This window comes from Haloferax litoreum (assembly GCF_009674605.1).
In the GTDB taxonomy this organism is placed as follows: domain Archaea; phylum Halobacteriota; class Halobacteria; order Halobacteriales; family Haloferacaceae; genus Haloferax; species Haloferax litoreum.
This window is the reverse complement of record NZ_WKJO01000001.1, coordinates 2,368,229-2,394,272: the sequence shown is the minus strand read 5'-3', so window position 1 is coordinate 2,394,272 and position 26,044 is coordinate 2,368,229. Positions and strand designations below refer to the sequence as shown.

The window sequence follows — 26,044 nt, the reverse complement described above, 5'->3', positions numbered from 1 at the left end:
GTTTATTAGTAGCTGAGCAGACGTCGAACTGACCGCTCCGAGCCGACACAAATCGCAGAAAAGACAGTCTGTTGCCAGTTATTTGGCCGTCGAGACGATTTTGATGACGTCGCCCTCGCTCAGTTCGTGGTCTTCTCCGATGCGACGTTTCGACCGCGCGTCGACGGCGTGGAGATACCCCTCGCCGATGTCTGAGTGAACCGCGTACGCGAGGTCACGGGGTGTCGACCCACGCGGGAGGAGGAACGCGTCGGGGAGGACGTTGCCCGTTCCGTCGGTCCACTTGGACTCGTTTTGGACCGGGTAGACCGTGATGTGGTCGAGTACGTCGTAGACGGCGGTGTCGATGGCAGTCTGGGTCCCGGTTCCACCGTGTTCGGCCATCAGGTCTCGGATTCGTTCGAGACCGTTCTCCTGTGGCCCACTCACGTCGCCGACGAGTTCGAAGTCGTCGTCACCGGGATGGTAGTCGATGAGACCTGCCTCACGCGCCCGTCGAAGCGCGAGTTCACCGTCGGCAGTCGCCGGAATCACGGGTTTGCCCGTGTCAGCGAGGCGTTCGAGGTTCTCTTCGGGGGCGATGTCGACTTTGTTGGCGACGAGGACGATAGGTTTCGTCCGGCGGCGAATCGCGCGCGCGAGCGTGATTCGGTCGTCGTCGGTCCATTGGCGTGGATTCGGTGAGTAGTCGAGTTCGCGCAGAACGATGGCGATATCGTGTTCGGTCGCACCCACGCCGGTCAAGAGGTCTGTGAGGGCGTCGTCGAGGTCGAAATCGGGAGAGCGAGACTTCCGAACGACGGACTCCCAGTTTCGGTGGACGATACCTGCCAACCACTGTTCGAGTTCCTCTTCGATGAAGTCGACTTCCTCGACGGGGTCGAACGTCCCGACTTCGACGGGTTCACCCTCGGCGTTCGTGCCGCCGGAGGCGTCGACGACGTTGACGATGACGTCGGCGTTCGTCAGTTCGTCGAGGAACTGGTTGCCGAGGCCACGCCCCTCGTGCGCACCGGGGACGAGGCCTGCGACGTCCACGAGTTCGACCGGAACGTACCGAATCCCGTCTTCGCAGTTTCCACAGCGTTCGTCGCGGTCCAAACAGGGGCATCGCGTTCGCGCGTGCGTGACACCCCGATTGGCGTCGATAGTCGTAAAGGGATAGTTAGCCACGTCCACCTCCGCGAGCGTCGAAGCAGTGTAGAACGTCGACTTGCCGGCGTTCGGTTTTCCGGCGAGTGCGAGTGAGAGCATGCGTTGACGAACGTCGCGGAGGCGGAAAAACGCTCGCCGCGTGCGGGGGCGAAAACGAGAACGACAACCGGCCAACAGGTGAGTTAGGTTAACCGCCTGTACGCCGCCCGACCAGCGACGACCACACCGCCCCCGAAGAGTGCCAAGAGACCACCGAAGACGACGATGTACGGCAGGGCGTAGGCGAACGCGACGACGACTGCGCGGAGGGCCACGAATGCGCCGTTGACCGACTCGGAGAACGCCTGTAAGACCGGCGTATCGTACCACTGGGCCGGGCCGGGCGGTTCCTCAGAGAGGGAGATACGAACCGTCGAGAGGGCCACGCGGTTTTCCAGCGACGCCTGTCGTGCTTCGAGTCGTTCGATTTCGGTCTGTACTTCGGTGAGGCGTCGTTCGACGGCGAGGATGTCTTCGGTCGTGTTCGCCTGCTCGTAGAGTGCCCGAAGGCGGTCACGTTGCGCGCGGAGGTTGCTCAGACGCGCTTCGATATCGACCAACTGGTCGGTCACGTCTTCCGAATTCGTCTCGACGCGTTCGACTTCGCCGAGCGTCTTCGTCTCTTCGACGAACGCCGCGAAGTTGTCCGAAGGGACGCGAACCACGAGTTCGCCAGAACGGTACGTGCCACCGCTTCGACGGTTGACTCGTTCGTTCGAGTCGCTGACGAACCCGCCGTAGGATTCGGCCGTCGACTCGACGGCGTCGCGAGAGGTGTTGAACTCGTCGACGGTCAGTCTGACGTAGCCGTTTTTGATGACGGCGCGTTGTTCTATCTGGAGAACGTCGTCGCTCCCACCGTCTGCTTGCTCGACTTCCGCACCGCCAGTCGCGTCGGCAGAGAGCGTCACGCTCTCACCGCTGGCGGCATCACCGCCGCCACCAGCACTCCCGCCGGTACACCCAGCGAGAACTACGAGGAGGGCGACTGCGAGAAATTTCAGTCGTTTGTCCATAGACGACAGTCTCTCTGTCGTGGGTTAATCGTTGGGTAGACACAAACAGCGATTTGTTCTTACCGCGCAGGGGCCACCGCTGTCAGGCCCGAGTCACTCGATATCTCGTTCGAGGTTGTCGCGATGGATACGCATCTCGCCACGGGCCCGCATCGTCCCATCGACGAGGGCACCCTCTTCGAGCAAGAGGTCCTTACAGGAGACGTCGCCGAGGACACGTGCACCCTCTTCGATGATGACCTCGCCGTTTCGAGTCGTCACGTCGCCGTGGATTCGGGTTCCCGACCCGACGACGATGTCGTTGCGGGCGCGGAGACTTCCGAAGACGTTGTTGTCTTCGCCGAGTTCGATAGACTTCGCGCGAATGTTCCCGTGGATACGGCACGAGGACCCGATTTCCGCCGGCGTCGAGACACGCCACGCGTCGTCCGAGACGGTGGCGTTCCGGGGAATCACGAGTGGGTCGTTCGCCGATTCGCCCCGAAGCGTCTCGGCGAGTTCGTCCGCTGCCTCGTCTTCTCCGAGCCGAAGCAGTTGCGAGAGGACGATGAAGTAGAACACGAGCGTGGGAACCGGGTTGCGGATGACGATCCATCCATTGGCTTCGAACCCCTCTTCGATGTCCACGTCGTCGCCGATGTCGAGGTCGCCGGAGACCATGAGTCGGCCACCGATGTGGACGCGTTCGCCGAGGTACGCGTCTTCACCGACGAGAACGTTCCCGGCCACGTCGTTCAACAAATCGAGTCGACAGTCGCCTTCTGCCTCGATATCGCCGCCGAACGTGACGCGTTCGCCGGCCAGTACGTTTCGGCCACGGACTCCGAACTCGATAGTACTCTGCCCACCGACGACGACGTCGCCGTCGGTCACGAGGTCGTGTTCTTCGACCGTCGTCTCGTCGGGTATTTCGAGCGCTTCGAGTGGGTCCGTCCCCAGTGACACGTCCCGACCCAACACGCGGTCCATAATAAACGGTCCGCAAGACACACGTCTGACGTTTTGCCGTCGTTCGGTTCGCGAACTCGGGAGCGTGCGTTTAAATACGTGCAGAGAGCAATGCCAGATATGACGATTCTCTCCTTCGACGACGATGGCGTAGACGTGGTCTACGAAGGCACGGAGTTCCGTCTCGAAAAGGAACTCATCGAGGAGGCAGTTGGAAAATCCTACCCCGACGTGACCGACCACGAAGTGCTGAAAATCGTCGAAAAGAACCCGTCTCTCGGTGGCGAACCGCGTCGTGTCCGCGACATCCTCAACTCGGCGTAGTCGTCTCTCTCACGCCGCCTCTTCTCTGCGAACCGCAGTCTCGGACCGGTCGGTAGGTGCGTGGCCACCGCCGGCGACGTACCCGAGGACGAACAGCGGAATACCGGGAAGGAGCGTGCCGAGCGGACCGAGTGAGGTACCACCGAGGCGTCCGGCGAACGAGGCGACGGCCATCACGACGACGAAGCCACCGAGTGCGAGTCGCCAGTCGCGCTTCCGAACCGCGACGCCGACGACTGCGAGGCCAGTCGCTGCGGGGACGACTGGGAGGTCCGCACCGCCCGAGAACGTCACAACTGAGTCGGCGACAGTGGCGGCAACGTCGACTGCGAGCGCGACGCCCGGAATCGACAGCGATGCCGTGACGGAGAGCGGTCTGAATCCGCCTGTTCGGAGTGCGGCCACGCCGAATCCGAGGAGTCCCATCGAGAGGAACATCGCAGTCAACGTGAGCAGTGGGCCGAACAGCGTCATGTTCTCGTCGGCCACCTGAAACACTTGGTACACCTCGCCGTCGACGCGGACGTACCCCGAGAGCGATTCGAGTGCGTCCGTCAGGTCGTCTCTGTCGTCTCTGTAGACGGAGACGTAGCTATCTTCGACACCGGTTCGGACCGTATCGGCCGCCTCGGACGGGAGACGCTCGACGGGAGTGACTTCGGCGGCGTCGGGAACGTCACCGGAGACCGGGTCGAAGCCGACACTGACGGCGTGTTGACCGAGACGGGAATCGTACGCAAATCCGTAGGACGCTGCTGTGCCGAGTGTGCCGAGGAGGAGGACGAACGCGACGACGACGCGGGTACGAGGGGACACGGTAGCACAGAGGTGCTAGGTGCGAGTATAAGTCTCTTGTCACACGAGTACACCCATCGAAGAGGTTATCGTTGTCTGGGTTACGTGCCGTAAATCTCAGTTCCGGGGTTGAAGTCGGCCCACGCGAACCAGAACATCGGCGAGCGGTCGTTAGCACGGGTCAGGGCCGTCCCCTCGTGCGGTCCGTCGAGTGCACGCCCCGTGACGATATCCCACCGCGACCCACCCCCGACGAGGAACTCGCCATCTCGCTCGAATTCGAGAACCGTGCCATCGACGCGGCGGACGTAAGCGACCAGCGTGCCGTCTGTCGTGGCGGCGACGACGACTGGAAGGTCGGCAACCCGGTCGTTGACGACGCCGGCCTTCGACACCGGGTCGAATGGATACGCACGCGCGACGCCGCCTGAGGTGACGCCGATGACAGACGTCTTGGGGTGCAATCGTTCGTCGACGTCGTCGTTGAAACCGATGCCTATCGAACTGGATTGCTGGTAACTCGTGTACGGATTCACCTCGTAGCGGCGGGTCTGCCGGCCACGAATCGTCCCGGAGACGGGCGGCGGGACCAACACTTCGGTATCGGGGTGCGACGCCTTCCACTCACCCCACGTCGAGATGGTGGCCGGGAGGAGCGAGAGTGTGTCACCGGTCAGTTCGCCCCGAATCGCGGTAGCGAGCACCTGACTCCACAGTGAGTTCGTCCGGTCGTCGTACATCACGAGGTCGGACATCCAGAGGAACCCCGACACGCCGAAGTAGGTGGCTTCGCCCTGCACGAGTCGGTCCGCGACGACGGCGCTCCCGCAGAGAGGACAGTAGGTCACGACGACAGGACGACCATCGAACGTGTCGTTGACGATTTCGTGCCAGTTCAGGATGGCGAGTGGGTAGGCACGGACGATACCGTCGAGTTCGACGCCGACCACCTCGAAGGAGTCGCCGAGTTCGACGTTGACCTCGTCGAACCCGGACCAGTCGTCGGAGAAGACCGGAGCCGTGATGGCCGGAATCGCGTCTTTCGGTGCCCCTCGACGGAGTTCGTCTTCGGGGATTGGGAGGTCGAACGGTCCGGTGCGGGGGGATTCGGTGCCACCAGCAGTGGTACCGGAGTTACTCGCGTCGGCGTCGTCTGCGACCGGTGGGTCACTCCCGAGGCACCCCGCGAGTGCAGACGTGAACCCGAGTGTGGCGAGGAAACGGCGACGGTTCATACTCCACGTTCGTTCGAATCACGTAAGAACGACGTGCGGTCTGGTGACAGTTCGCACGACCGACCGAGAAGTGAAATCGCGGTAGCTTAGAACCGGAACCGCTCTTCGAGCGCGACTGTTACGATAGACTTCGCGATTGCCGCGCCACCGGCGAAGGGGTCGAGTTTGGTCTCACCGGCGCGTTCGCGGTACGGGATGGGCACTTCAGCAATCTTGTACCCACGCATCGCGGGGCGAATGAGCAACTCTGCGGAGAGGCCAGTGTTCTCTGTCCAGTCGATGTCGTGGAGCACCTCGCGTCGATACGCCCGCATTCCCGTCGTTGTATCGTGTACCGTCGCACCCATGAGGAAACTCGCGAGGCGGGCGAACGCGACGTTTCCGAGGCGATTGAGTCGTGGCATCGTCTCGGCACCCATCGAGATTCGGTCACCCGAGACCACGTCGTACCCGTCGTTTATCAGGTCGAGGAACTTCGGGAGGTACTCCATCGGGTACGTGTCATCGCAGTCAGTGGTGACGACGACGGAGCGGTCAGGTGCGAGAACCGCAGCCTCCACCGCGACGCCGTATCCCTGCGGTTCCTGTTCGATGACGCGAGCGCCCATCTTCCGCGCGATTTGCGGGGTTCGGTCGTCAGACCCGTCGACGCAGACGACTTCTGCCCGTCCATCGGTGATACGGTCGATGTCGGCCAGAACCGACCCGATGGCTTGCTCTTCGTTGTACGTCCCCATCACGACGGCCACGTCGTCGAAAGTGTACGCGTTCATTGGGCGGGATTACCGTCGCCTCGACTTGAACTTTTAGGTTCGCCAAAAACAGCACTACAGCCGGAGATTTAGCTCAGTCCGCGCGTGTCGGGTTCGTCTTCGAGTTGCTTCGCCTGGTCGATGAGGAAGTTCATGAGACGAGTCGCAGACGACTCCACGTCTTCGAGTTCGTCGGTCGATTGTCCGCTGACGCGGACAGAGAGTTCGTACAGTTCGAGTTCGACGTGCGGGACGGTTTCGTCGTCGCCATAGCCGTTCCCGTTCTCGTCGTCGTCCGTGCCGCCGTCGGCGGCCTGCTGGGTCTCACCGTCGACAGCGGCGTCGTCGGCCGATTCGTCCGCCTCTACGTCGGGGTCTGTGCCGGCGTCCTCGGCCTCGGGGTCCTCGGTCATGTGCGCCGGGTGGGTACGGGGGGCAAAAAAGGGGTGTGATTCTGCGACGAGAGGAATCGGCCACGAACGCCTCCACGACACGGAAACAGATCAGGCGAACGTCGTGTCCAGCCCTTCGCAGGCGCGCGTGTGAAGTCGGTCAGTGACCGTCTCCATGAGACGTTCGAGGTTGACGGTGTCCTCGCGATTGTACGAGACGAGTGTCTCGAGCGACGATTCGTCACCGCGTTCGTACTCGCGCCAGAGTCGAACCGCGTCGCGGCCCGAGATATCCGGGCGGTCACGCTCGATACCGATGTCCGTCTCGATTTGCTTCAGACCGCCGGTCAGGTCGAGCGTCCGGCACGGATACATCAAGTCGACGTGTGGAACGTCGATATCGACGTCGAACGAGGTTTCGAGGAACGGGACGTCGAACCGCGCGCCGTTGAACGTCGCGATGAGTTTGGCATCGGCGAACTGCTCGGCGAGGGCGTCGGCAGTCAAGGTATCGCCGCGGACGAGCGTCGTCGTCTCGCCGTCGTGGTAGAACGAGACGGTGGTCACAGCGTCTCGCTCGGGTGACAGACCCGTCGTCTCGATGTCGAAGAAACACGTCTCGTCGCGGAAGTTCTCGTAGAGTCGCCACCGCTCACCGGACGGGAAGGAGTCGTCGAAGAAGTGAGAGTTTCCGTCGTCGAGGTGCGCCGTCGCCTCCGCGATGTACGACTCGATTCGGTCGGCCGTCTTGCCGCCGACGAGTGCCGGGTCGAACTCGTCCCAGTGTGTGACCCCGGATTGCCAGAGATTGCGTTCCGTCCGTTCTCCCACGCCACGGACGGGGATGAAACTGTTCTCGATTCGCATGTATCGTATCGGAGAGCGGGGTAACCCTAAATGCGTCGTCGTCTGACCGCCGCGGGCGTTTTACCCACACCGCACCTACGTCGAAGGTATGTGTGGTCGATACACGCTGTTTACGCCTCCAGAAGACCTCCGAGAGCGGTTCGGTGCGGAACCGACACGGCCGTTGGAACCGCGGTACAACTGCGCACCCGGTCAAGAACTCCCGGTCGTCACGAACGAGGCACCCGACGAGTTTCGGTTCCTGAAGTGGGGTCTCGTCCCGTCGTGGGCCGACAGTCCGAAAGTCGGGAACGACCGCATCAACGCCCGCGGAGAGACGGTTCGCCAGAAGCGGAGTTTCGCGGACGCGTACGAATCGCGGCGGTGTCTCGTCCCCGCGGACGGGTTCTACGAGTGGACGAAGACCGGCAGTGGGGGCAAACAACCGTACCGAGTCGCCTTCCAAGACGACCGACCGTTCGCAATGGCCGGCCTCTGGGAGCGATGGGTGCCGTCGACGAAACAGACAGGTCTCGGTGATTTCGGGAGCGGTGGGCCCTCTCGCGAGCAGGAACCACTGGAGACGTTCACTGTCGTCACGACCGAACCGAACGACCTCATCTCGGAGTTACACGACCGGATGGCCGTCGTCCTCGCTCCCGACGAAGAAGAGACGTGGCTTCACGGCGACGCCGACGAGGCAGCGACGCTCCTCGACTCGTACCCAGACGACGAGTTGACGGCGTACCCGGTTTCGACCAGCGTGAACAGTCCCGCGAACGACGCGGCGGACTTGATACAGCGAGTCGAGGTGTAGCACGGAGAACATCGGGAGAATCATCTCTCCCGGTCGAATCGCTGTGAATTCTCATCTCGACGAGCGGGGTCGAGAAAGTAGTATTGTGTATCGCGATATACGATATACGGGTTGTCCGTCGAACAGCGCTATCGTCGAGTGAAACCACTGCTCGCACCCGAAATCGCTGGAATTCCTCAGTTCACTCGTGGACGGTGCGATTTCTCGTCAAGACGAAGAGAGAGTGTGTCTGTGGTGGGTCGAGATATTCCGTTGGTACCGCAGCAGACTGCACTGAGTGCGAAGTGAGCCCTCATCAGACTATCGCGGGACCAGTACACGCTGGATGGGTGTCACGCTGGTGACGGAGTGTGCAGTGTGCGTTCACTACCGGTGTGTCTGTCGAGGTCCCCTCCGGGATCGATGGTCGAAGATGCGGTCACCCGGCGAAAGAGACGCACTGAAACGCCACAGCGGGGCGCTGAGCGGTATCTCACCCGTTGAGTGGATTGGCCCAGTCCCACACCATCGACGTCACTCTGCTCACATCTACGCGGGTCAGACCGGGCGTCATATCCGGGCGTTCCTCCTCTGTATTGCCCTGTCGTCGACTCCCGAACGGCGACAGAGTTTCTACTACTCTCGTGTTGTTCTCGTACAACACTATCTGCCGGGAGTGCCCTCTATTTGAGTTAGAAATCGGCCCTTTGTTTCGAAGCACTTCCGAACGAGTAGTATCAATTTATTCAGCTCGAAATACGCCTGTACTCATCGACTAATTTTCAGTAATCGAATCGGGATAGATAGTGAGGGATTCGGATATATATTTCAATTTTATCGATGAGTAATATTATGCTGTTATCACAGGCACCCGACACATATTTTTTCGAATTATAGTTACCAGGATTAAAGACAAGGGAACGAGACCATCGTTCGAGGTAACATAATATTTCATACTATTTTGTTGTGGAATAACGGACCCGCTGGAACAGCAACTTCGGTGTCTGACTCCAAGGGTAAACACCACACAAACACCCATCTAATTTACGTGACGCTTACTGAATCTGAGATGACTGTGCAGCGATTCTGTCGTTTGCCTCAGTACAGATTGTCACACTACTCCCAGATTCGCTCGAAACGGTCAAAATCGACGTCGTTGAGCAGATATCTATATTCGGAATTATACCTGCAGTATGGCAATTTGATGGTTGCACTATTCACGATAACCTCTGAATTTCGCCAAAAATCTACTTGTACAATTTCAGATAAAGTCCCTTATTCTGGACAGTGCCGGTAGATTGAATATCGGCCCCCGAGTCGACCCGGTATGAGCGACGAGGACGACCGGGCGACAGTCCAGACCTACGTCCCCACCCACCAGAAGGAGATTTGGAAGGCCCACGCCGACCGACTCGACATGAGTCAGAGTGAATTTGTCAGGACGATGGTACAGGCTGGTCGGGCAGATTTCGAGGTCCCTTCGAGGGGCAATGAGACGGACGTAACTCCGGGGGTAGAGGGGGAGAAGACGGCCCTCCAGACCGAGAGTTCAAATCATAATATTTCGGGTGAAAACAACGATGGGCTCACGGCCCGTGTCGTCGAGACACTCACGGCCGAATCACACCAGTCGTGGGACGACCTCGTCTCGGCGCTCACAGACGACATCGAAGACCGCCTCGAATCGACCCTGCAAGACCTCCAATCAGAGGGGAGAGTTGTGTACAGTGGGCGACATGGTGGGTACACCTTAGCGGAGGACGATGGCCGCTGAACGACCGGCAGACGTGGAAGACCCCGTCGGGTATTTCCTCCAGGATATGACCTATCACGGGAAGACAGACCGAACCCGCGGTGCCTACGAACGCGTCCTCCGCGAGTTCGAGACGTTCCTCGGTGACCCCTCTCGAAACCCCACTGGAACTGCGAAATCCGTCGACGACGCCAGCCATCGCGACTGTATGGCGTGGATTCACACGCTTCGAAACCGGGCAGTCGCACCCAGTACCGTGGCGACCTATGCCTCCTACTTACACCGGTTCTACGCCTATATGGCCCAGGTCGGCGTGTTCGACTCCAACCCGATGGGCCTCGTGATGGAGGAGATGGACGAGAAAATCGACTCGAACCCCGCCCGGAGAGAGGTTTCGGTCTCACAAATGCGGGGGTTCGTCCGTGACATCCGCCATCCACTGGAGCACGCACTCGTCGTCACCCTGCTCAAGACCGGAATGCGTGTCGGTGAACTGTGCAACCTCGACGTCCGTGACCTGTCACTCTCTGTCGACACACCAGTAGACGGTGTATCGACCCGTGCAGCACTCGATGGACGGGGGCCGTCGGTATACGTCTCGTCGGAACCGAGCGTCGGGATGGTCACGAATGGCGAGACTCGTACCGCCTCGAACAAGCGAAAACGCTCGACAGTCGTCCCCGTCGACGACGAGTTAGAGACGGTGCTCCTCCGCTGGCTAGCGGTCCGACCGGACTCCAAGTCACCCGCAGAACCGCTGTTCGTGGGGACGTCGTCGGGGTGGGGTACACGCCTGACTCCCGATGCGGTCCACCACATCGTCACCTCGCACGCCACCGATGTAGGGTGGTACCGCAGGGGTGGTGACCGCGAAGAGAACGTGACACCGCATTACTTCAGGCACTTCTTCACCACCCACCTTCGCGACAGGACCGGTGACCGAGGTATCGTCAAGTACCTCCGTGGCGACGTCGCCGGCGACATCATCGACACCTACACCCACAATTGGGGCGATAGAGTGCGAGAGACGTACGAATCGAACATTTATTCACTCCTCTGAGTGGTGAATCGGGTGTCCGGTGCACGACTTATGAATTGTATGTCGCGATATCCAATCAGTGTCAGTCGGTCGTGGAACGCGGCTGAACCGTGACCGTCAGACAGGTTCGGGCAAGGGGTTGGCTCAAACGGCCGTTTGACTCTTAGATGCCTCTTTAGCCATCGACCGACTCTCTCGGACGAAACGTGAGTTCGCTGTTACCGCTCAAACCCGCTGCCGAATCGCTTGGCGACCGAGAGATAGCCCCACTCCTCCTCTCCCTCGACGACCCCGCGGCGGACGACGTTCTCGCGGCACTGTCGTCGTCGACTGCGCGGTCCCTCCTCGCAGAAATCTACGACGACCCTCGCCCCGCGTCTGAGCTGGCCGACGTGCTCGACACGACTCTCCAGACCGTCAGCTACCACCTCGACCGATTGGTCGACGCCGAGTTAGTGGAACCCGTGACGACCTGGGTCTCGGCGCAGGGTCGAGAGATGACCGTGTACGGTCCGACGAACTCCACCGTCGTTCTCTTCGCGGGTGTGGAGCGACCAGAACGCCTCGCCACCGGCCTCAGAAACCTCGTCACCGGCGTCGGTCTCTCGGTGGTCGCGAGCGTGCTGGTACAGGTCGTCTGGACGAACCAGCAACCGCGTCCGCAAGTGCTGCGGACGCCCGGAACTCCAGACGTCTTCTCCCCCGCATTCTTCGCAGGGTACGTCGACGGACCGGGGGCTATCGTCCTCGCCGTGGGCGTACTCCTGACGCTCGCCGTGAGCCTCGCTACCGTGTGGACTCAAAGGCGTCTTTGAGTTACACATAGGGGGAAGGTCTCCCCCTTCTTCGGGGAGCGTGTGCAACGACGAGCCTTCCTCGCCGCGACCGGTACCGGTCTCGCGGCGGCACTCGCTGGCTGTACCGCAAGCGCGAACGACGGAACGGACGAGGACGACGACCCGACCCCCGACCCGACGCCGGACCCAACCCCCGGACCAGTCGACGCAGTCGTCGTCGAGTCGGGCGAACGACTCACGGCCGTCGTCGGCGACGCCCCCTCACCCGACGACGGGGCTGTGAAACCACACCACGTCCGTCTGACACCCACCGAATCCGAACCGTGGACCGTTCGAGTCAGAGTAGCGCCTACCGTCGGGGATGGGCACCACGAGACGTACGAACTGCACCCCACCGCCGAGGTTTCTCTCTCCCTCAGACTCCCCGCAGACTACGAAGTGACTGTCACCGACATCGAGACAGATGCGACGGCGACCGAAGTCGTCACGCCGGCCAACTTCGACTGTAATCGGTCGTGGACGACGTTTTCACCCGAGGAAGGAGACATCTCGGTCAGTGGTGCGGCCACGCGGATGGCGTGTTCACCGCCGGTCGTCACAGCAGACGAACCATTGTCGGTTTCAGTTGGGGATAGGTCGCTCCCCGACGGGGAGACGAAGCCACGAACGCTCTCGGTGGTGAACCCGACCGGGTCGACCGACGTAGTCGAACTCAGTCTCGAAGACGACGCAGAAGCAGTCGCGTTCGGTGGCACGTTCCAGATAGAACCGGATGCGCGAATAGACGTGACACTGACCGAGGAACGGGAGTTCGTGGCTCGTGTCGTCAGAACCGAGAACGACGCGTCCGAGACGGTCACCATCGAACCGTCGAGTTTCGACTGTAACGAGGTTACGACAGTCGTCGCACTGAACGACGACGGTGGCATGCAGGCCACGACCCTCTCGACGCTGATGGCTTGCGGTGAAGAGATGCCCGAGGCGTCGGGTTAGACCCGAAGTTCGGTCTCTAATTCGGGAGATTCGATAGCGTCTTTGACCGTCTCGGCGGCGTCTGTCGTCTCTGCGACGTTCTCCATCAACACCGTCTCACTCGGGAAGAGGTGTTCCCCGAGGACGAGGCCGTGTTCACGCGCAGTCGACCCAGTCATCGTGAGGTAGACGCCGAGACCGGTCTCTGCGATGGCGGCTTCTTCTTCGGGACCCTCGTCGGGGTACGCGAACGTGACATCGTCGAGACACCGTGTCCCGAGCACCGCTTCGACGAGACGCTCGTATCGCGGCGAGATACAGAGGTCACCGGCGTAGTCGGCGACGAAATCCCGGTCGAGGTCGGACCCCGGAGGGAGAATCTCGGGGTCGGCCATCAGCGTGTGGTAGACCGTATCTCCGAGACCGGAGACGACACGAACGTCGGTGTCCATCGGGTCGATACGAGCGTTCACGTCTTCGATACTGCCGATGCCGTCGGGTTGGAGTGTGACGACTTCTTCGAGGACGAGGTCGGCGCTGTCGAATCCGAGACCGAACTCGTGGGTCCGGAGGGCGCGGAATGGTTCTTCGCGGCCGACGAGATGGATGTCCACGCCGTCGATTTCGAAGACGACGCTGTCGAAGACGATTCGACGGGGCATGCCCTCTCGGTCGTCGCGTAAGAGCGAATACTCGGGAGACGTCGGGTCCGAAAGGTCGCTGTAATCAGCGAGGCGTTCGTACACGTCTCGTTCCGGATGGGTATGGCCCTTCGTAACGGACTTCTCGAACCTGAGCGTCGAGATGATTTCGTCTGCCACCTCGGCGATGCTGTCGGTCGTAGCGAACCGTTCGAGCACCGCTTCGAGGGGGCGTCCCTTCCGCGGAACGGCGACGCGCACCGTCTCTGTCATCATCGGATGGTCGTGGTGGCCCGCTAAACAGGTTGCGCTTCGGGAAAACGTCTCTCGCGCGAAAAAATGGTGACGCAGTCGGCTATTCGTCCGCCGGTTCGCCGCCCATTCCGGTGCCGAACGCACCTGCAAGGCGTTCGCGGAACGTATCGAGTTCGGCGACGCTCTCGTTCAGGTCCTCGATGTCCTTGCGCAGCGTCATGATTTCGTCCTCTGCTGCGGCGTCCTCGATGTTCGACTGCACGTCCGCGAGACGCGATTCGAGCGAGTCTCGGGTCTCGACGATGTCGCCGTCGAGCGACGCGATGTCCTCGCGAATCTCGCCGATTTCCTCGTTGAGGTTCGAGACCGTCTGACTGGTAGCTTCCGTCTCGCTTTCGACGCTATCGATGCGTTCGACCGTCTCGTCGAGACGACCAGCGAGTTCGTCGAGGGTGCCGTGAATCGCGCCGAGTTCCTCGGCCCGTTCTTCGAGCGTCTCTTCGACGGTGTCGAGGCGCGCGGCACCGGCGTCGATGTTTCGAGAGGCAGTGTCGAGACGACTGTCGTGGTCTTCCAGTCGTTCGTGGTGGTCGTGGAGGCGGTTGTCGTGGTCTTCGAGGCTGGTGGACAGGTCGTCCAGACGGCCATCGTGGGCGTCGAGACGACCGTCGACGCGTTCGACCTTCGACTGGGCACGTTCGCTGCGCTCGTCGACGGCAGCGAGCGTCTCCTCGGCGGCGTCGAGGCGCGAGGCGGTGTCGTCGACCGATTCGACCGCGTCGCCGACCATCGAGTCGAGTGCGTCGATGTCCGCGCGGAAGTCTTGCATCTCCTCGCGGAACTCCGCGACGAGTTGCTGTCCCGTCCCTTCTTCGTCGATGAACGCAGCGAGTGCGTCGGAGTACGCCGCCAGGTCTTCCATCTGGGACTGGAGGCGCTGGATGCGCACGTCAGTGCTCCGCCGTGTCTCGGTTTCGACGGCCTCTCTGACGACTGCGAGGTCGTCGTCGTCCACATCGCCTTCGCGAATCTCCGCGGCGATGGCGGCGACGAGTCCACCCTCGGCGTCGACTGTGTCCTCCGCGTCGTCACCGGTCAACTCCTCTGGGTCGTCCAGATACTCGGTCACCGCAGCGGACGTGTCGTCGGCGAGAGTTCGCGGACCCGAAGGCTCGTGTTCGGACTCGACTTCGACTTCTTCGGTAGATTCCACGACGGGGTCTTCCGTCTCTTCGTCGTCCCCGTCGTCGCCGAGGATTTCGGCATCGTCGACAGACGCATCGAGTTGGTCGCCCGCGTCGCCGTCTTCGTCCTCGTCCACGTCGTCGTCGAGGATGACGGCGTCGTCTTCGTCGGCCGCACCGAGTGCGACGGCCGTTTCGTCGGCCGTTTCGCCGCCATCTGACTCGCTCCCCTCGTCCGTCTCGGCGTCGTCCGCATCGACTTCGTCTTCGGTGCCTTCCACCACACTCTCAGCGCTGGTGTCGTCTCCCTCGATTTCGTCGTCGACGTCCTCGAACGCGGCCGCGAGGTCCTCGTCAGAGGGGACTTCGTCGCTCCCAGTGCTTCCTTCGGTTTCGTCGTCGTCGTCCCCGTCGTCGCCGACTGGGTCACGGTTGCCAGCGAGGACGTCGCGCACGAGTTGGCTCCGGTCTTCACCCAGGATGTCGTCGATATCCTCGGGGTCGATACCCCCGTCGACTGGGATGCGTTCGAGGGTCGGTTCTTCGAGGAAGTCCTCTCGCTGGTGGCCGTCGGTGAGGCGGATACCGTAGACCGTGACCACTTCTTCGTCCGGTTCGAGCGTTCGCTCGTACTCGACGCGGTGGTCCTTGTACGCGGTCCAGTTCTCGCTGTCGTACTCGGGATGGAAGCCGACGCTCTCCATCGTGAACGACTCGGGAATTCGGTCGATGACCCGGACGCGCGTCGGTTCGTCGCGCGTCGAGGCGATGACGAATTTGATTGCAGGGACTGGGAACTCGTCCGCGGCGAAGGTCTTCTCCACTGTGACCTCACCGTCAGAGACGGAAATGACCCCTTCAGGCTCGTGGCTCATGGCCGCCACTTTCCGTACATGCAATATAAAACAACCGGGGAATCGGACCCTCCCCCGCCGCTGTCCGTCGATTCAGCGTTTTTGATTCGCTTGCCGTCTGTGCGTGACGACAGACAGGTTCGGGTCGACTAGAGGTCGACTCGGTCGCCGATTTCGACCAGTTCGAGAGACCGCGGTGCAGCGAAACTCTTCGCGTGGTGGTGGAGGACTTTCGGGTCAGACGTCATACCCTTCCACATGTCCCAGTGCGACGGGAGAAGTCGGTCGAGGTCGAGGTCACTTGCCGCCTCGATTATCTGGTTCTCGTCGTTGTACCACTTCGTGCGGACGGGTTCGCCCGTCTGCTTGTCGGCGATGTTGCCGACCGTCCCGAACGCGAGGACGCCGAGGTCGATGTCGTACGTCTCGCCGAGGGAGGAGAACTCCTCAGACGGTTTAGTGTCGCCGCCGTGGAAGAACGTCCCCGACTCGTGTTCGAAGACGTACGAGACCGGGTGCGTCGCGTCGGGGTCGGACGCGGGTTCGACGTGGACCGTGAACTCGCCGATTTCGACGGTGTCGCCCTCGGTGACCTCTTCGAACTGGTCTTCGGTGAGGTCGTAGTCGTCGAACCACGCTTCGTCGTCGTAGGCGACCGAAAGGGAATCGTCGGGGGCGACGAACGTCGCGCCCGTGTTTTCGAGGATGGGTGCCTGACTCGGGCCGTGGACGTGGTCCGTGTGTTCGTGCGTGGCGAGGACTGCGTCTGCTTCGGTCACGTCTTCGGGGTCGAACGGAATGGGGACCATCCGAATCGTCCGCGGCGGGGAACCGACACCGACGTACGGGTCGATGAAGACTGTCGTTCCCTCGCTTCCCTTGAGTACGAACCCGTTACAACCGAGGTACCAGATGGCGACCGTTTCCGGGTCGGCCGCTTCGACCGCCCGCGGAAGCCAATCGCTCCAATCACTTCGCGTCATGTAGACGAGTCCTTGTGCGAGGGGGCTAAGCGTTGCGCTCTCGGCGATGCCACGAAGACGGCGGACTGGCGACGAAACGGCAAATCCGCGGCAATGTATGCCACAATAGACTACCGAACAATAATGGAAATATAAGGTCCTCCCCCGGGAAGCTATTTACTACTGGCACTCGTCAAATCGAGTGTCATGCCATTCACTCACAAACGGACGGCGGATTTCTCGGCAATGGCCAAGACGATGCGTGCATGCGGCTCCTGGGAACCGGTCTCGCCCCTCCAAGACGACGCGTACCGAATGGACGATTTCTGATACTTCGGCTCCGTTTTCCGGGCAATATCGTGACGATGCCCAGTCGTTTATGCACGCTGACAGTGTGCTGTGTCACATGCACAGACGAAGCAACGCCGAAGACGGAACTGCAGACGACGCTGGCCTGCGAGGTGCGCCATGCGCGTGAGCGTCGTCGGTGGGAGCGTCGTTCCCGACCCGGTTGACGAACTCGCCGAGGACGTCGGCCGACTCCTCGCGCAACGTGGCCACACCGTCGTCTGTGGCGGTCTCGGGGGCGTCATGGAGGCCGCCTGTCGCGGCGCGAAAGACGCCGGCGGAACGACCATCGGAATTCTCCCCGGTGAAGAGCGTGACGAGGCAAACGAGTACGTGGATGTCAGCATCGTCACCGGCCTCAGACACGCGAGAAACGCACTCGTCGTGATGAACGGTGACGCCGTCATCGCCATCGACGGGGCGGGCGGGACGCTCTCAGAGATTGGATTCGGAGCCGTCTACGACCGGCCGGTCGCCGGTATCAGGACTCACAACCTCGGCGCACTCGACCGCTTCCGCGCGTGCAAGACACCAGAAGCGGCCGTCACGTACGTCGAAGACGAATCGTAGTAGCGTACGTCGTAGACGAGGCGTATAGGGGTCAGTCGGCGTCAGTCGAGTTCGCGTTCGACGCAGTCACGGAGCACGTCGTCGACGACAGTTTCACGGAACTCGTCCCAGTCGGTGGTCGCTGCCCAGAGTCGCGCCGAGTCGCTCGGTTCGAGCGCGTCTCGACCGGTCTCACGTCGTTTCGTCTGCACGTATCCGTCGGCGAGCAACGCTTCGACGGCAACCTCCAGGCGCGGGCGGAGTTCGTTCGAGAGACGCTTCTCGAAGGCATCGCCCTCCGCGGCGTTCCGAGCGATGTCGACACAGAAGGTGTCGAACGTGGACCACGAATCTTCGTCGCGCGCGCCCGCCACGATTCCGTGGTGTTCTGCCCGTTCGCGGAGTTCGGCGGTCACCGCTCGTCGAGTTCGGGGACGTGAACGCGGTGGGCCTGTCGTCAACACGTGGAGCGCGATTGCTTCGAGGTCCCCGAGCGGTGAGAGCGAGTGTCCATCGAGAGACATCATCGCCTCACCTCGAGCGACGCCGCCGTCGTGGAGTTCGTCGAGGTGCGCAGACGACGTGTCTGCCGCCGCCGAGAGGTCAGCCGTCGCCTCGGTGACTGGACTGAAGGCACCGGAGAGGTGGGTCCGTGCGTCGAGATACGCGTCGAGTTGTGCGTCGAAGCGGTCGATAGTGTCGAACAGCGCTATCGTCGCGTCGTCTTCGAACTTCCCGAAGCGCGCCACACAACTCTCTCGGAACCGAACGAGAAGTTCGTGCGGGTCGTCTTCGACGGGTGAGAGGAGGCCGGTTTCGGCGTCGAGCCACTCGTCGAGAGCGTCGAGGACGGCGTTCGGGTCGCGCGTGTCCTCGGGTGCCGGGCGATGTTGGTCGGCGTCTACGAGGTCTGCAAGTTGTTCGCGTGCCCGGCCGACGTACGCGGACATCGACCCGAACGGAGAGTCCGTCTTCGACCGCTGTGTGTACGTCGCGCTCCCCCCGCGTCCTCTCGGCGTGTCACCGCTCGCGTCGGCGAGCGCGATTCGAAGGTCAGAGAGCGCGGTTCGGAGGAGTTGTGCGACGGCGTCTGCCGCGGGGCCGTCGGCGACGCGCCGGAACTCGTCGAACGCGGCGTTCGCCGTCTCGACTTCAGAGACGATGGTGCGAAGGTCAGAGATTGCCGCGAGGTCGGTGCGTTCGTCCGCCGGGATGGCGTAGAGCGTAATGGCATCGTGGGGCGCGACACCGGTGTCGACGAGCGCCGTTCTGGCGGCGTAGAACGCGGCGGCGACCTGTGGCGGTGCGCTCGTGAGGTTCACGTCGACAGCGCCATCGGCGACTGACTCCCGCAAGAGGTCGGTCGTGGCCGCGTACAGCGTCGCGAACGACGCACCGAACGGGAGCCGTGCTTCGTCGACGGAGACGTCGAGGCGCTTCGAGAACGTCTCTGAGACTGTTCGTGCGGCGCGAGTGCGCGCTCGCGATGTGCCTTCGGCGCAGTCGTCTGGGTCGCGACCCTGCTCGGGGTCGGCCTCGTCACGGACCAGACGTACCCGGTCGGCGTCGAAGTCGCCTGTTTCGAGCGGGGTGACGACCCGCTGGACGTCGAGTCCGAGGACGGAGAGGTGGGTCGTCGGCATCTGTCTGAGTCATTCGCTACCGGTACCCTGAATGTTGTGGTGACTCGTGGCACCCGCGTGTCAAAAAGAGGCCGGCCGTCTCAGGCGTACGACCGGTAGAGGGTGCGCCCGACGACGCCGAGGCCGAGCGTGTCCACGACGAACAGGACGAGCCCACCCACGAGGGGGACGACAGACAACACCGCGGCGACGAATGCGCCGACGACGAGAGAGATACCGAGCGACGAGCGCGACTGTGAACTGCCAGAGAGTAGCCGCGCCACAGTAGATCCGAGGAACACAGTCCCAACCGCGCCGCCGACGAGCGCGACGACGAAGAACGCGACGAGCCCCGGGATAGCGACGAGCAAGCCGATTATCGTGATGGCGAGGACGACGAGTACGACGAGGCCGCCGATGCCGACGAGGAGGCCCCAGAGGAACGACCCGCCGGGGTCGTTTCGTATCTCGGAGAGAGAGTCACGGGTGTACGCGGGGAGCGCCGCGACGAGGATTCCACCGACGACGATATCGACGAAGAACGTCGTGAGGCCACGGAAGACGGGCGAGAATTGCTGTGTCGTTTCGACAGTCTGTGCAGAGGTGACGCCCGCGAACGCGAGGAGAGACACGAGTCCGAGACTCGCGGTGAGAGGCTTTCGGAGGGGGACCATACTGCGGTGTGCACACGGGGACGTTTTAGTCGTTCTGGATGACACTTCTCCGGGCGAGCGTACACCGCGGAATCGACGTGGTCACCGAAGAGAATCTCGAAACAAAATCGTGAGTGGACGCCCGACGGCCGTCACACTGTGACGGCGTCGAACCGGCTTACCACGTGCCGTGGAAGGTGTCGAACTCGAGGGAGTCGAGGGGTTCGTCACCGACTGCGATGCGGTACTCTTGCGGGGTGAGCATCGGTTTGTGGAATCGCGGGCCGTCGTCGGTGGTGATGCGTGGGCACCCGGTGTTGACGAAGGCGTCCATGTCGAAGTTTCGCAGGCGGTCCGGCGTCACCTCGTCCATGGTGATGAGGTAGGCGTTCGGGTTATCTTCGAGAATCTTCTCGGCGATTTCCATGCGTCCCTGCCCGATTTTGGTGCAGAAGATGACGCCCCACTTCTCGGCGTCCATCGCCTTGTGGACCGAGGCGTAGCGCTGTTTCATGAACTTGCGCGTGTCCGCGATGGTGACCACGTTGTTGACGGGGTCGGCGATGACGACGTTCTTGTCGGGGTGCTCCATCGCGAGGCCGAGTGGGTGGAACTTCCCGCCGCCGACGTAGAGTACGTCGTCCGCAGGGATGTCCGCAGAGGCGTAGTTGCACCCGAGAACCTGCCCTTCGTAGGTGAGTCGGTCGTCGCCCTTCCGTGTCTGGACAGTGTAGCCGCGTTCTTCGAGCCAATCGCACATGTCGTCGAAGCGGTTCATGTGTTGGGCGGTGGTGACGAGTCCGACTTCGTCGCCCTCGATTTCGTCTAAGGCCTCCTCCACGATGGGGAACGGGTCGACGTTGGAGAACAACGGGACGTAGATAATCTTGTCCGACTCCTTCATCGGCGAGTGCCCGAAGTGGACGAACACGTCGGTCCGGCGCATGAGGTAGGTGTCGAGGTCACACGCGCCGTAGCACGGTTGCCCCGAGAGCATGAATGTCACGTCGTCGTCACAGAGTTGCCGCAGGTCGTCGGCGACTGCCGGGCCGCGACGCTTCAGGCCTTCGGGAAACTGCAGGCCGACGCGTTTGGCGTCGCGTTCTTCGATGGCGTCGATGATTCGTTCGAGTTCGTAGTCCCACTCCCGGTCGTGCTTGAGCGACATCCCGGTGTTCCGAAGGTCTCCCTCCGAGGAGGCGTCCTGACTCATTGACGCCCCCTTACCGATGAAGAGGTATAACGGCGGCGCTTCCCTACGAGTGGGCGTCACACACCCGCATACGACGTGTCTGTCGAAGACGGGCGGTCACGTCGCGCGGCGAACTGGGATACGCCGACCTCTCGTGCGTCGCGTGGACCAAACCGCAGTGCGCATTACCTGTTGGCCGTCGTACGGATGGTATGTCGAGCGATACCAATACACACGAATATGAGCACGTACACGAGGCCAGTGAGGAACACGAACTCACCGAGTGCCCAGCCTGTGGGAAACCCATCCGAGGCATCGACGACCTCGAACAGGGCGAGACGGTACCCGAACTGACTACGGTCGACGGTCGAGGTGTCATGATGGGCCGAAGCAAGAACGACCTCTGGATGTGCAAAGGGTGCGGTGCGACACTCGGCGTCCGCCGGCGACAGAAGTAAACGACACGGCCGAATCGAACGACACGCCTGAACCCGGTCGGTGAAACGGCCGGCATCCAGCTTTGTCACCCGGTTACCCTGCCGTCACTCGGGGTTTCAAGAACGCCGACGGCCTAGCGAGGCTCATGACTGACATTCCGCTCGAACACGTCCACGTCGAGCCATCAGAACCGGTCGATGGGTCGGCTCCTGCCGTCGTATTGCTCCACGGACGCGGGTCGAACGAACAGGACCTCCTCCAACTCACACAGCACTTCCCGGACCACCTCCACGTCGTGAGCCTCCGCGCCCCCGACCGGTTACAAGGTGGCTACACGTGGTACGAACTCGACCTCTCCGGCGGCGGCTTGCACCAGAGTCAACCCCACACCGAACAGTTCGAGCGCTCGCGCGAACTCGTCCGTGCGTCCATCGACGCCGCAATCGAGGAGTACGGCCTCGACTCCGACCGAATCGGCCTCCTCGGGTTCAGCCAAGGTGCTATCACGAGTCTCTCACTTCTCGTGGAGGACCCCGACGACTACGCGTGGGTGGTCGCGCTGCACGGCTATCTCGCCGAGTCGCACGCCAGTGTCGAACCCGAGGGAATCGCCGACAAACCCGTCTTCGTCGGTGCCGGGTCGATGGACCGTATCATCCCCGCGTCGCGGGCGGAACACGCCGCAGACCGCCTCCGCGAACTCGGTGCCAACGTCACCGTGCAGGTGTACGACGCCCCACACGGGGTCGGCCCGGACGAACTAGCGGACGTGGTCTCGTTCGTCGAAACGCACGTCTGAACCCTCGGATACGTCCCCCTTCGGCAGGTTGAAAGCGCTCGACTCCTAAAGCGCGACCATGAGCACGCAGACGACGCGGCTCGAAGAACTCGGCCGTGAACTCGGCGAGGCCATCGCCGACCACCCGAAGTACGAGGCGTACGAGGAGGCGAAGGCCGCGGTCGAAGCAGACGACGAGGCGCAGGAACTCATCACCGAGTTCAACCAACTGCGCGAGGAGTTCAACGTCGCTCGACAGATGGGCGAGGCGACGCAGGAAGGCCTCCAGAAGGTGCAGGCCAAACAGGACGAACTTCACTCGATGCCCGTGATGAAGGAGTTCCTCCTCGCACAGGCCGAGATGGTCGGCGAACTGGAGAAGGTCAACGAAGCCATCTCCGACCCACTCGCCGTCGACTTCGGCGGCGAGGCCGGTGGGTGCTGTAACGACTGACGCGAACAGATTTTTCGCTGCGTCGCTTCTCCCGTTCGGGCACTCCCCTCTCGGTAGTCACGTCGCTCACTCCCCGCAGGTTCAAGTACGAACACGGGACCATCCCGTGCTATGTTGGCAATCGCGGGCGGCAAAGGTGGCAGCGGGAAGACCACGACGACACTCGGACTGGCACGAGCGTTCGACGGACCCGTCCTCGCCGTCGACGCAGACAGGGACATGCCCAACTTGCATTCGATGGCCGGCACAGAGCGACGCGAGCGTGAGACGCCTGCTGTTCGGCCGCACCCCAGCGACCCCACCGTGTCTATCTTGTCACCGCCGAGCGAGGCAGACGACAACGCCTTCGAGCGATGGCTTCGGATGGTTGCTGCAGAGCATCGTGACGTAGTCGTCGATTGCCCCGCGGGGGCAGGTCCCGACGCCGCGGCACCCCTCCGCGTCGCCGACGCTGTCGTCGTCGTCAGTCCACTGTGCGTCCCCGCCCTCCGCGACGCGGCGAAGACGGCGGCGATGGCGCGCGCACTCGGAACGCCCGTCGTTGGATGCGTCGTCTCCCGTGCTCGCGTCGCTCCGAATTCGGTCGAAGAACTCGTCGGCGCGCCAGTCCTCGGCACCGTCCCCGACGAGCAATCGCCCGTGCTGGCGCAACCGGCCGTTCGAGCCGCATATCGTCGGATATCGAACACGTTAGGCCGGAATTAATAATATGACTGAAGGTCAGTTGGTAGTGTATGTCTCGGCTGGCTACGGGTATCGACGTGCTCGACCGTCAACTCGGCGGTGGCATCCCGGCAGGGAGCGTCGTTCTCCTCGCGGCAGACCCCGCAAGCCAGTCGGAACTCTTCTTGAACGAGTTGACGACGACGCGCGGGACGTTGTGGATTACGACACTTCGGTCGGAAGTCGCCGTCAGCGACGCACTGGACCGCTGTGTCAGTCCGACGGGAAGCCCGACCATCCGCGACGTTGGCGGCGACGCCCCCTTGGACACCGCCAACAAACTCGTCCGCGACTTGCCCGAGGGAGCGAACCTCATCATCGACGTGGTGGACATCTTAGAGCGCAACGAGGCCCCGCGCTACCGAAAGTTCCTCAACGGTCTCCAGACGCACATGGTCAACACGCGCGGCCTCACCATCCTCCACGGTCTGAAAGGCGAGTCTGTCCCACAGAACCGCGACCTGACCGAACACATGGCCGACATCGTGTTCGACCTCGACACGAAGATAGACGGCTCAGAGATAGAAAATCGGCTCGCGGTTCCGAAGTTCCGCGGCGGGCAGGCCCTCAACGAGACCATCAAACTCCGTCTGGCCGACCAGGTCACCGTCGACACCAGTCGTGACATCGCCTGAACCGGTGGGTCCCGGCGCGACGGTCGCTCCTTAGAACGCGAAGAATCCGAAGGTACCGAGTGTAACGGCCGCGATGAGTGCCGACCACGCGCGCACGGAGAGACCCGCACCGCGGGTGAAGACGTAGCCGAAGTACGGGACGAGCGGGACGAGTCGGTAGACGAACGAGACGTCGACGCCGACGCCGAGCTCCAGCGCCAGCGTCAGACCGACGGTACAGAGTCCGGCGACGAGTGCGACTGTCACGTCGGAGTAATCGAGCGACTCGAACGCCGAAGCGTCTGACGAAGCCATAGCTACGAGGCGGTCGGAAGGCGAGTATCAAGAAGCCGCCGATTCACGAGAAGCGGCGGAGGTGCTCGCTTACTCTTCGGACTCGTCCGCGTCGAGTTCCGCGGCGAGTTCTTCGGCGTCGATGTCGACGTCCTCGATGGCCTCTTCGATGTCGGCACCGCCAGCGCCGCCCATCATACCGCCGAGGCCGCCCATGCCGCCCATGCCGCCCTCGATGGTCTCTTGGACGATGACACGGTCGATGTCGAGACGCTGCATGATGTCCTGCGCAATCTGCTGCTTGGAGAACATCCACTGCTGGTTCATCGTCATCTGCTGCGTCGCCTCGATGTAGAGCGTGTCCTTCTCGACGGTGACCGTCTCCGTCTCAGGTTCTGCGTCTTCGTCGTCGTCGTCGGACTCGACGACCTGCTCTTCTTCGACTTCGTCGGTCTGGACCCAGACCTCGGGGGCCTGCTGGAGGTACATCCCGAGGAGGCCGGCGGCCTGCTCTTCGCGGTCGTCGACGAGTTCGAGAACCTCGTACTCGTATTCGAGGTCCTTGCCCGCGAGGGGGTGGTTGAAGTTGACGCGGGCGCGACCACCGATGATGGTCTCGAGACGACCCTGGTCGCCGTCGATGGTGACCTGCGCACCGGGGTAGCGGTCGTCTTCGGGAATCTTGTTGGCGCTGACCGTGCGCACTTCGTCGTCGTCGTACTCGCCGAACGCGTCCGCGGCGGGGATTTCGACGGTGCCTTCGTCGCCGACTTCGGCACCCTTCAGGGCGTCGTCGACTTCGGGGAAGACGTGGCCTGCACCGATGATGACGACGCGAGGTTCGAACTCGTAGCCCTCGACGTCGATTTCGGCCTCTTCGGCCACTTCTTTACTCGTTGTGTCGACGACGTCGCCGTCCTCGGTCGTTCGAACTGTGTATGCGAGGCGGACGAAGTCGCCGTCCTGAATACCGGACTCGACCTCTTCATCGACCTGCTCGGCCTCCGCCTGCGGTTCGTCGCTCATACACGCTACGTGATTCGTGTGACCCTTAAGAATCACGTTTCCCGCCGCAGACTCGTTCGAGCGAGATTTCGGCCGAGTCGCGGCCTCGTCGAACTGTCTACGTCGAATCGTTTATATAATTATCACGATTAATTATACGAGAGGCATGTGGACATGGCACAAACGAGTCTGTTCGTCGGTTTCGTCGTCGGGGTCGTACTGCTCGCACTCGTCGTAGCCATCACCGGGCGGGGTGGACGACGGTACTCGGTTGACTCCCCGGTCGGTGAGACGGAGACCCGAGCGAGTCGCGTCGCAGACTGGGCGGACGACCCGACCGTTCTCTCGGTCGTGTTCTTGCTCCTTGCCCTCGGATTCGGGGCGATAGCGGTCCTATTCATGGGTGGCGGCGGCATCTCGGCGGAGATGGCGAGTGCGGCCGGTGTCGCTCTCGTCACCGCAACGCTCCTCGTCGTGGTCGGGTACCTCTTCTACGGGACGTACCATACCGCCCGCAGTCGAGGACTCCAACGCTCGCAAGCGGCGCTCGTCGGGTCGTGGGTGCTTGGCTTACTGTTCGTCGGCGGCGTGGCACTGAGATTGCTCGGTTACCTCTGAG

General features: G+C 62.3%; 29 protein-coding genes. 13 read left to right on the top strand and 16 right to left on the bottom strand.

The features are described from left to right. Positions 1 to 78: 78 nt before the first annotated feature. The 3 genes from GJR96_RS12350 to GJR96_RS12340 all read right to left on the bottom strand — a co-directional run bounded on the left by GJR96_RS12350 (position 79) and on the right by GJR96_RS12340 (position 3,155). Entirely contained in the window at positions 79 to 1,254 is a 1,176-nt protein-coding gene (locus tag GJR96_RS12350) for a redox-regulated ATPase YchF (protein ID WP_151163195.1), read from the bottom strand. 83 nt (positions 1,255 to 1,337) lie between these two features. Next, the gene (locus GJR96_RS12345; protein WP_151163194.1) at positions 1,338 to 2,210 is read right to left on the bottom strand and encodes a DUF4349 domain-containing protein; all 873 of its coding nucleotides are present in this window, start codon (positions 2,208 to 2,210) and stop codon (positions 1,338 to 1,340) included. A 93-nt stretch (positions 2,211 to 2,303) separates the two neighbouring features. Next, entirely contained in the window at positions 2,304 to 3,155 is an 852-nt protein-coding gene (locus GJR96_RS12340) for a polymer-forming cytoskeletal protein (protein ID WP_151163193.1), read from the bottom strand. A 123-nt stretch (positions 3,156 to 3,278) separates the two neighbouring features. Here GJR96_RS12340 and GJR96_RS12335 point away from each other — a divergent pair, with 123 nt between their 5' ends. Beyond that, positions 3,279 to 3,482 carry a DUF5800 family protein gene (locus tag GJR96_RS12335; protein ID WP_151163192.1) on the top strand — a complete coding sequence of 68 codons (204 nt, stop codon included), beginning with the start codon at positions 3,279 to 3,281 and terminating at the stop codon, positions 3,480 to 3,482. Between the two features lie 9 nt (positions 3,483 to 3,491). Here the strand turns inward: GJR96_RS12335 and GJR96_RS12330 are convergent, their stop codons facing one another. The 5 genes from GJR96_RS12330 to GJR96_RS12310 all read right to left on the bottom strand — a co-directional run bounded on the left by GJR96_RS12330 (position 3,492) and on the right by GJR96_RS12310 (position 7,523). Further along, positions 3,492 to 4,298, bottom strand: a complete 807-nt coding sequence (locus GJR96_RS12330; RefSeq protein ID WP_151163191.1) for a hypothetical protein — start codon at positions 4,296 to 4,298, stop codon at positions 3,492 to 3,494. Positions 4,299 to 4,378: 80 nt separating this feature from the next. Beyond that, positions 4,379 to 5,512 carry a DUF3179 domain-containing protein gene (locus tag GJR96_RS12325; RefSeq protein ID WP_151163190.1) on the bottom strand — a complete coding sequence of 378 codons (1,134 nt, stop codon included), beginning with the start codon at positions 5,510 to 5,512 and terminating at the stop codon, positions 4,379 to 4,381. 86 nt (positions 5,513 to 5,598) lie between these two features. Next, positions 5,599 to 6,285, bottom strand: coding sequence for a dolichyl-phosphate hexose transferase (locus GJR96_RS12320; RefSeq protein WP_151163189.1), 687 nt, complete (start codon positions 6,283 to 6,285; stop codon positions 5,599 to 5,601). Between the two features lie 68 nt (positions 6,286 to 6,353). Next, a complete protein-coding gene (locus GJR96_RS12315) occupies positions 6,354 to 6,677 on the bottom strand; it encodes a hypothetical protein (RefSeq protein ID WP_151163188.1) in 324 nt (107 codons plus the stop codon). A gap of 90 nt (positions 6,678 to 6,767) precedes the next feature. After that, positions 6,768 to 7,523 (bottom strand): ribonuclease H-like domain-containing protein, encoded by a 756-nt coding sequence (locus GJR96_RS12310; protein ID WP_151163187.1) that lies wholly within the window; start codon positions 7,521 to 7,523, stop codon positions 6,768 to 6,770. A gap of 88 nt (positions 7,524 to 7,611) precedes the next feature. On the opposite strand from GJR96_RS12310, the gene GJR96_RS12305 reads away from it, so the two are divergent. The 5 genes from GJR96_RS12305 to GJR96_RS12285 all read left to right on the top strand — a co-directional run bounded on the left by GJR96_RS12305 (position 7,612) and on the right by GJR96_RS12285 (position 12,880). Then, entirely contained in the window at positions 7,612 to 8,319 is a 708-nt protein-coding gene (locus GJR96_RS12305) for an SOS response-associated peptidase (protein ID WP_151163186.1), read from the top strand. 1,306 nt (positions 8,320 to 9,625) lie between these two features. After that, complete coding sequence (locus GJR96_RS12300; protein ID WP_151163185.1) at positions 9,626 to 10,072, top strand: DUF5805 domain-containing protein; 447 nt, start codon at positions 9,626 to 9,628, stop codon at positions 10,070 to 10,072. Continuing rightward, on the top strand, positions 10,062 to 11,111 hold the full coding sequence (locus GJR96_RS12295; RefSeq protein ID WP_151163184.1) for a tyrosine-type recombinase/integrase: 1,050 nt from the start codon (positions 10,062 to 10,064) through the stop codon (positions 11,109 to 11,111). Before GJR96_RS12300 ends, GJR96_RS12295 begins: the two co-directional genes overlap by 11 nt. A 185-nt stretch (positions 11,112 to 11,296) precedes the next feature. Further along, complete coding sequence (locus GJR96_RS12290) at positions 11,297 to 11,905, top strand: ArsR/SmtB family transcription factor (protein ID WP_151163183.1); 609 nt, start codon at positions 11,297 to 11,299, stop codon at positions 11,903 to 11,905. A 42-nt stretch (positions 11,906 to 11,947) separates the two neighbouring features. After that, positions 11,948 to 12,880, top strand: a complete 933-nt coding sequence (locus GJR96_RS12285) for a hypothetical protein (RefSeq protein ID WP_151163182.1) — start codon at positions 11,948 to 11,950, stop codon at positions 12,878 to 12,880. Here GJR96_RS12285 and GJR96_RS12280 read toward each other — a convergent pair. The 3 genes from GJR96_RS12280 to GJR96_RS12270 form a co-directional block, all read right to left on the bottom strand. Continuing rightward, entirely contained in the window at positions 12,877 to 13,773 is an 897-nt protein-coding gene (locus GJR96_RS12280) for a hypothetical protein (protein ID WP_151163181.1), read from the bottom strand. The two genes, GJR96_RS12285 and GJR96_RS12280, sit on opposite strands and share 4 nt — an antisense overlap. Before the next feature lie 82 nt (positions 13,774 to 13,855). Next, positions 13,856 to 15,814: a hypothetical protein gene (locus GJR96_RS12275; protein ID WP_151163180.1), complete on the bottom strand. Its 1,959-nt coding sequence runs from the start codon at positions 15,812 to 15,814 to the stop codon at positions 13,856 to 13,858. 128 nt (positions 15,815 to 15,942) lie between these two features. Further along, positions 15,943 to 16,776 (bottom strand): MBL fold metallo-hydrolase, encoded by an 834-nt coding sequence (locus GJR96_RS12270; protein WP_151163179.1) that lies wholly within the window; start codon positions 16,774 to 16,776, stop codon positions 15,943 to 15,945. A 447-nt stretch (positions 16,777 to 17,223) separates the two neighbouring features. Here GJR96_RS12270 and GJR96_RS12265 point away from each other — a divergent pair, with 447 nt between their 5' ends. After that, positions 17,224 to 17,673: a TIGR00725 family protein gene (locus GJR96_RS12265; RefSeq protein ID WP_151163178.1), complete on the top strand. Its 450-nt coding sequence runs from the start codon at positions 17,224 to 17,226 to the stop codon at positions 17,671 to 17,673. 41 nt (positions 17,674 to 17,714) lie between these two features. On the opposite strand, the gene GJR96_RS12260 is transcribed toward GJR96_RS12265, so the two are convergent. The 3 genes from GJR96_RS12260 to dph2 form a co-directional block, all read right to left on the bottom strand. Beyond that, a complete protein-coding gene (locus GJR96_RS12260) occupies positions 17,715 to 19,295 on the bottom strand; it encodes a hypothetical protein (protein WP_151163177.1) in 1,581 nt (526 codons plus the stop codon). 80 nt (positions 19,296 to 19,375) lie between these two features. Then, the gene (locus tag GJR96_RS12255) at positions 19,376 to 19,948 is read right to left on the bottom strand and encodes a hypothetical protein (RefSeq protein ID WP_151163176.1); all 573 of its coding nucleotides are present in this window, start codon (positions 19,946 to 19,948) and stop codon (positions 19,376 to 19,378) included. Positions 19,949 to 20,105: 157 nt separating this feature from the next. Next, positions 20,106 to 21,140 carry a diphthamide biosynthesis enzyme Dph2 gene (gene dph2, locus GJR96_RS12250; RefSeq protein WP_151163175.1) on the bottom strand — a complete coding sequence of 345 codons (1,035 nt, stop codon included), beginning with the start codon at positions 21,138 to 21,140 and terminating at the stop codon, positions 20,106 to 20,108. Positions 21,141 to 21,331: 191 nt separating this feature from the next. Here dph2 and GJR96_RS12245 point away from each other — a divergent pair, with 191 nt between their 5' ends. The 5 genes from GJR96_RS12245 (at position 21,332) to GJR96_RS12225 (ending at position 24,147) form a co-directional block, all read left to right on the top strand. Further along, a complete protein-coding gene (locus GJR96_RS12245) occupies positions 21,332 to 21,577 on the top strand; it encodes a hypothetical protein (protein ID WP_151163174.1) in 246 nt (81 codons plus the stop codon). A 125-nt stretch (positions 21,578 to 21,702) separates the two neighbouring features. After that, positions 21,703 to 22,356 carry an alpha/beta hydrolase gene (locus GJR96_RS12240; protein WP_151163173.1) on the top strand — a complete coding sequence of 218 codons (654 nt, stop codon included), beginning with the start codon at positions 21,703 to 21,705 and terminating at the stop codon, positions 22,354 to 22,356. A 58-nt stretch (positions 22,357 to 22,414) separates the two neighbouring features. Next, positions 22,415 to 22,789 (top strand): YlbF family regulator, encoded by a 375-nt coding sequence (locus tag GJR96_RS12235; RefSeq protein ID WP_151163172.1) that lies wholly within the window; start codon positions 22,415 to 22,417, stop codon positions 22,787 to 22,789. Between the two features lie 111 nt (positions 22,790 to 22,900). Beyond that, entirely contained in the window at positions 22,901 to 23,494 is a 594-nt protein-coding gene (locus GJR96_RS12230; RefSeq protein ID WP_151163171.1) for a MinD/ParA family ATP-binding protein, read from the top strand. A gap of 29 nt (positions 23,495 to 23,523) precedes the next feature. Then, the gene (locus GJR96_RS12225) at positions 23,524 to 24,147 is read left to right on the top strand and encodes an RAD55 family ATPase (RefSeq protein WP_151163170.1); all 624 of its coding nucleotides are present in this window, start codon (positions 23,524 to 23,526) and stop codon (positions 24,145 to 24,147) included. A 30-nt stretch (positions 24,148 to 24,177) separates the two neighbouring features. Here GJR96_RS12225 and GJR96_RS12220 read toward each other — a convergent pair whose 3' ends face one another. Next, on the bottom strand, positions 24,178 to 24,441 hold the full coding sequence (locus GJR96_RS12220; protein WP_151163169.1) for a hypothetical protein: 264 nt from the start codon (positions 24,439 to 24,441) through the stop codon (positions 24,178 to 24,180). A gap of 69 nt (positions 24,442 to 24,510) precedes the next feature. Further along, positions 24,511 to 25,446 carry an FKBP-type peptidyl-prolyl cis-trans isomerase gene (locus GJR96_RS12215; protein ID WP_151163168.1) on the bottom strand — a complete coding sequence of 312 codons (936 nt, stop codon included), beginning with the start codon at positions 25,444 to 25,446 and terminating at the stop codon, positions 24,511 to 24,513. Between the two features lie 153 nt (positions 25,447 to 25,599). Between GJR96_RS12215 and GJR96_RS12210 the strand changes: the two genes are divergently transcribed. After that, a complete protein-coding gene (locus GJR96_RS12210; protein WP_151163167.1) occupies positions 25,600 to 26,043 on the top strand; it encodes a hypothetical protein in 444 nt (147 codons plus the stop codon). The last annotated feature ends 1 nt before the right edge of the window (position 26,044 follow it).